Annotated in this window: 6 protein-coding genes; 1 reads left to right on the forward strand and 5 read right to left on the reverse strand. The window is 57.8% G+C overall.

Features of this window, described 5'->3' with window-relative positions; translation table 11 throughout:
• Window positions 1-158 precede the first annotated feature (158 nt).
• From ACRESH_RS24045 to ACRESH_RS24060, 4 genes are all read right to left on the reverse strand, one after another.
• Window positions 159-884 carry a dienelactone hydrolase family protein gene (locus ACRESH_RS24045; protein ID WP_431744316.1) on the reverse strand — a complete coding sequence of 242 codons (726 nt, stop codon included), beginning with the start codon at window positions 882-884 and terminating at the stop codon, window positions 159-161.
• A 56-nt stretch (window positions 885-940) separates the two neighbouring features.
• Window positions 941-2,845 (reverse strand): molecular chaperone HtpG, encoded by a 1,905-nt coding sequence (htpG, locus tag ACRESH_RS24050; RefSeq protein ID WP_431744317.1) that lies wholly within the window; start codon window positions 2,843-2,845, stop codon window positions 941-943.
• 105 nt (window positions 2,846-2,950) lie between these two features.
• On the reverse strand, window positions 2,951-3,412 hold the full coding sequence (locus ACRESH_RS24055; protein ID WP_431744318.1) for a PaaI family thioesterase: 462 nt from the start codon (window positions 3,410-3,412) through the stop codon (window positions 2,951-2,953).
• On the reverse strand, window positions 3,409-3,885 hold the full coding sequence (locus tag ACRESH_RS24060; RefSeq protein WP_431744319.1) for a PaaI family thioesterase: 477 nt from the start codon (window positions 3,883-3,885) through the stop codon (window positions 3,409-3,411). Before ACRESH_RS24060 ends, ACRESH_RS24055 begins: the two co-directional genes overlap by 4 nt.
• A 156-nt stretch (window positions 3,886-4,041) precedes the next feature.
• Here ACRESH_RS24060 and ACRESH_RS24065 point away from each other — a divergent pair, with 156 nt between their 5' ends.
• Window positions 4,042-4,296, forward strand: a complete 255-nt coding sequence (locus ACRESH_RS24065; protein ID WP_431744320.1) for a hypothetical protein — start codon at window positions 4,042-4,044, stop codon at window positions 4,294-4,296.
• 75 nt (window positions 4,297-4,371) lie between these two features.
• On the opposite strand, the gene ACRESH_RS24070 is transcribed toward ACRESH_RS24065, so the two are convergent.
• Window positions 4,372-5,115, reverse strand: a complete 744-nt coding sequence (locus ACRESH_RS24070) for a DUF599 domain-containing protein (protein WP_431744321.1) — start codon at window positions 5,113-5,115, stop codon at window positions 4,372-4,374.
• Window positions 5,116-5,332: the final 217 nt, after the last annotated feature.

A 5,332-nucleotide genomic window follows, 5' to 3' on the forward strand; every position in this document is an offset into this window, starting at 1 on the left:
ACCGGGCCAGCCGCCTTTTGCTTTTCAAAATGTCAGCGCCGCTGCAGACCTGAAGCCATGCACTTCATGTTTGCTGCGCGACAGCGCAGCCCGGAGGGCTGGGTGATCTCCCACAAGTAAAGTTCAATGGGGTGGGAGCGGGCTTGCCCGCGAAACTTTCAGACTTTGAACACTTCATCCAGCAAGTTGTACATCGCCCGGAACGCCCGCTTGGAGGTGCGCGCGTCGTATTTCATTTTGCCGGGGATGTTCGCTGCAGTATCGGTGAACGAGTGCACCGCGCCGCCATAGCTGACCAGTTGCCAATCAACCTTGGCCGCGTCCATCTCAGCCTCGAAGGCCGGCAATTGCTCCTTTGGCACGAACGGATCAGCCGCACCATGCAATACCAGCATCGAAGCCTTGACCTTGCCCTCCTGAGCCGGCAACGGCGTGTCGAGGGTACCGTGGAAAGACACCGCAGCCTGCAGACGATTATCTTCGCGGGCCAGCTCCAGTGCACAGCAACCGCCAAAGCAGAAGCCGAAGGTGGCCAGCTTGCCCGGCTCCAGCACCGCCTTCGATTGTCCCAGCAGCTGATCCAGCCCTGCCTTCAAGCGCTTGCGCAACTCGACCCGGTCATTCTTCAACGGCGTCATCGCCGCACCCGCTTCATCCATGTTCGACGGTCGCAGGGTTTGCCCATAGATATCGGCGAGCAGCACCACGTACCCCTGGGCGGCAACTTCTCTGGCAATCCGCTCGGCGCCTTCGCCAACCCCCATCCAGTTCGGTGCCATCAGCAAACCAGGCTGCTCTTTGGCACCCTGGGTATAGAACAAGCGGCTCTCATAGGCTTTGCCGGCAACATGATAGACCAGCGATTCGACGGTAACCTTGCTCATGCACTCCTCCTTGCACCATGAAAAAAGCCCGCCGAAGCGGGCTTTCCTGAGTCTACTTAAGCCGACAATTCGACCAGCAGCTTGTTCAGGCGACGAACGTACGCCGCCGGATCCTTCAAGCTGTCACCCGCCGCCAGCGCGGCCTGATCGAAGAGGATGTGCGAGAAGTCCGCGAAACGGTCTTCGCTCTGCTCATTGTCCAGCTTCTCGATCAGCGGATGGCCCGGGTTGAATTCGAAGATCGGCTTGGAGTCCGGCACCTTCTGCCCGCTGGCTTCAAGGATCTGGCGCATCTGCAAGCCCAGGTCCTGTTCTCCAATGGCCAGGATCGCTGGCGAGTCGGTCAGGCGGTGCGATACTCGCACTTCGCTGACGCTTTCGCCCAGAGCACCTTTCAAACGCTCAACCAGACCTTCTTTTTCCTTGGCGACTTCTTCCTGGGCCTTCTTGTCCTCTTCGGAGTCCAGCTTGCCCAGATCCAGGTCACCACGGGCGACGTCGACGAAGCTCTTGCCGTCGAATTCGCTCAGGTAGCTCATCAGCCACTCGTCGATACGGTCGGTCAGCAGCAGCACTTCGATGCCTTTCTTGCGGAAGACTTCCAGGTGCGGGCTGTTCTTGACCTGCGCGTAGGATTCGCCGGTAAGGAAGTAGATCTTGTCCTGACCTTCCTTGGCACGAGCCAGGTAGTCGGCCAGGGACACGTTCTGCTCGCCGCTGTCGTCGCTGGTGGAAGCAAAGCGCAGCAGGCCTGCAATCTTCTCTTTGTTGGCGAAGTCTTCGGCCGGGCCTTCTTTCATCACCTGACCGAAGTTCTTCCAGAATCCCTTGTATTGCTCAGGCTCGTTCTTGGCCAGCTTTTCAAGCATGTCCAGCACGCGCTTGGTCAGCGCCGATTTCATCGAATCGATGATCGGGTCTTTCTGCAGGATTTCCCGCGAAACGTTCAGCGACAGGTCGTTGGAATCGACCACGCCCTTGATGAAACGCAGGTACAGCGGCAGGAACGACTCGGCCTGGTCCATGACGAACACACGCTGAACGTACAGCTTCAGGCCGCGAGGCGCTTCTCGCTGGTACAGGTCGAACGGCGCACGTGCCGGCACGTACAGCAGCGAGTTGTACTCAAGTTTGCCTTCGACCTTGTTGTGGCTCCAGGCCAGCGGGTTCTCGAAATCGTGACCGATGTGCTTGTAGAACTCCTGGTATTCTTCGTCCTTGATCTCGGTACGCGGACGCGTCCACAGCGCGCTGGCACGGTTGACGGTTTCCCATTCTGCGGCCGGCTGCTCTTCACCTTCAGCGGCTTCGACCTGTTTTGGCAGCTCGATCGGCAGGGCGATGTGGTCGGAGTACTTCTTGATGATGTTGCGCAGGCGCCAGCCGTCGGCGAATTCATCTTCACCCTTTTTCAGGTGCAGAACGATACGCGTGCCGCGCTCGGCCTTGTCCACTGTGGCAACTTCGAAATTGCCTTCGCCCTTGGAGGACCAGTGCACGCCTTCGGTGGCCGGTGCACCGGCACGGCGACTGAACACGTCAACCTTGTCGGCGACGATGAAGGCCGAGTAGAAGCCCACACCGAACTGGCCGATCAGGTGCGAGTCTTTTTTCTGGTCACCGGTGAGGTTCTTCATGAAGTCGGCAGTGCCGGACTTGGCGATAGTACCCAGGTGCGTGATCACGTCCTCGCGGCTCATGCCGATGCCGTTGTCTTCGAGGGTGACGGTATTGGCGTCTTTATCGAAGCTGACGCGAATTTTCAGCTCGGCGCCGCCTTCGAGCAGCTCAGGCTTGGCCAGGGCTTCGAATCGCAGTTTGTCGACCGCATCGGAAGCGTTGGAAATCAGTTCGCGAAGGAAGATTTCCTTGTTCGAATACAGGGAATGGATCATGAGGTGCAGCAGTTGCTTCACCTCGGTCTGGAAGCCCAGGGTTTCTTTTTGTGTTTCCACACTCATGGTCTTCAACACTCCAGTCTGATGGCAGTTGTCGCTCGGCAGGCGGGTACAGCGGCCCAAACCTGCTTTAACAGCGGGATGTCATGCAGATGGGGGCGCTAGAAGCTATTTCAAGGGTGCGGGCACTTCTTCTATCTTGAAATGTGCGCGTGCGGTGGCAATCGGCTCATCCGGGTTGCCTTGCCAGGCGGTGATCGCCACGTTGGTCACCCGCCGCCCCTGGCGCCAGAGCTGACAGCGGGCATAGGTGTCGCGAAAGTGCCCAGCGCGTAAGTAGTCGATGGAAAAATCGATGATTTTCGGAATCGTCGCGCTCTCAGTGAAAATCAGCAGGTACAGTGCCGCCGACAGCTCCATGAAACCGGCAATCACGCCACCATGAATAGCCGGCAGCAACGGGTTGCCGATGTTGTCCTTACTGGCCGGCAAGCAGAACAGCAGATCATCGCCCTGGCGGCTGCATTGGATACCGATCAGCCCCGCATAGGGAATCAGCTGCAACAGCGGCTGGTAGTTACCTTCAGCATGGGCCTGGCGTAATTGCTGGTGCACCTGAGGAGGAATCATTGCGCACGCCCCTTCAAAGCATTGCCAAAATTCAGCCCGCCCTTCACATCCTTGCCCAGACGCATAAAGGTGCCCACCACCTGGGCAATCGGCTGCTCGGGATCGTCCTGGTAGGCCATGCCGCGAGTAAAGATCACGTCGCGGGTGACCCGGTAACACTGGGCGTGGCCGTATATGTCCAGCCCGGCCTTGGCCGGGTGCATATAGTCGATGCGCAGGTCAAGGGTCGGGCAGACCTCGAACTCAGCCAGCGCACAGAGCGTGGCCATGCCGCAGGTGGTGTCCATCAGGGTGGTCAGCGCGCCACCGTGAATGGCCCCGGTCTGGGGGTTACCGACGATTTTCGGCGAATAAGGCAGCACCAGGGTCATTCCCTGAGCATCGGCATGCTGCACCCGCATCTGTAATACCTGGCAATGGCGCAGTGCAGAAAGAAATCGCTCAGCCATGGCCATCAATGGCGTCTCACTCATATCATTAAGGCCCTTGTGGTTATTGATGCAATGCACAAGCCTAGAAAAAAGTCTATATGGATCCAATACTTATATATCTGTAACCTACGCGGAACTTCTATCCGTTACTTGAGCTCAAAGGAACAAGTAACTTATTTCCCCAAGGAGAAACACCCCATGCGTAAACCTTTTGCTTTTGCCGTAATGCTGGCCGCCGCCCTGGGTCTCGCTGCTTGCGATAAAGCCAGCGAAGACAAGGCTCAGGATGCTGCGCAACACACCGAGAACGCCCAGCAGAAGATGGACGAAGCTCAGGATAAAGTGAACGAGGCCGCAAAAGAAACCGCTGAAGCTGCCAAAGACAGTGCTGAAGCGCAACAGAAAGCCGCTGAAGAAGCCGCTCCTGCTGCTCCAGCCGAGCCTGCCAAGTAAGCAAGCACACTGGAATAAAAAAACCCGACGATTGTCGGGTTTTTTTATATCTGCCTTAATTAAAGCTTTAACGCTTCAGTTAATAACATTCTCTTTGCCTGCTTCGACCACCGGCGCCTCGGTCGGGGTATATACCATCACATCCAGCACATCAGAGTGAAACTCGCGCCGATACAGTACCAGGACAACGCCAGCACTCATCAGCATGAACAACCAGGGGCTGATAAACCAACTGAGCATGGCCATGCCGAAATAATAAGAGCGTAAGCCAAAGTTGAACTGGTTGGCGGCCATGGAGATGACCCGGGCGGCACGCTGGGCGAATGCCTTGCGCTCCATCTCGGTGACATGACGCTCGCCGATCATCGGCGCCGACCCCACCAGCACGGCAGCGAAGTTGTACTGCCGCATGCACCAGCTGAAGGTGAAAAAGGCATAGACAAACACCGTGGCCAGGCACAGCAGCTTGATTTCCGACATACCCTGGGTGGCCTGCTGGACCAGCGGCAGGTCAGCCAGCAGCGACACGGCGCGATCGGAGGCACCTAGCACGGTGAGAATACCGGCGAGGATGATCAGGGTACTGGAGGCGAAGAAGGAGGCGTTGCGCTCAAGGTTGGCGATCACGCTGGCATCGGCGATGCGGTTGTCACGCATCAGCAAGCGACGCATCCAGTCTTCGCGGTACAGGTGCAGTACGCTGGCCAGGCACGCAGTATCACGGCCCTTCCAGGTAGCATAGCGGGTGTAGCCACCCCAGCAGACAACGAACCAGCAGACCGCCACCAGGTGGATCAGATTACTTTGAATAAAGCTCATGCAAGGCCCCGGTAAAGAGTTTCGTGCGCAGTAACGCGCATTGACCGGCTTTCGACGCTTAGCCGAAAAAAAAGGCACGTCCTCAATCAAAAATCGGCATAGGGGGCGGCCTTCATAGGCCGCGCCCCTGCCACACCACCCGGCATGCGGGTCCGCACCGGGCGGTTCGAGAGATTGAGGTTATGAGAGACGCACCAGACCCATCCTGTCGAACCAC

Origin of the sequence: Pseudomonas sp. (assembly GCF_050739775.1) — a bacterium.
Lineage (GTDB): Bacteria > Pseudomonadota > Gammaproteobacteria > Pseudomonadales > Pseudomonadaceae > Aquipseudomonas.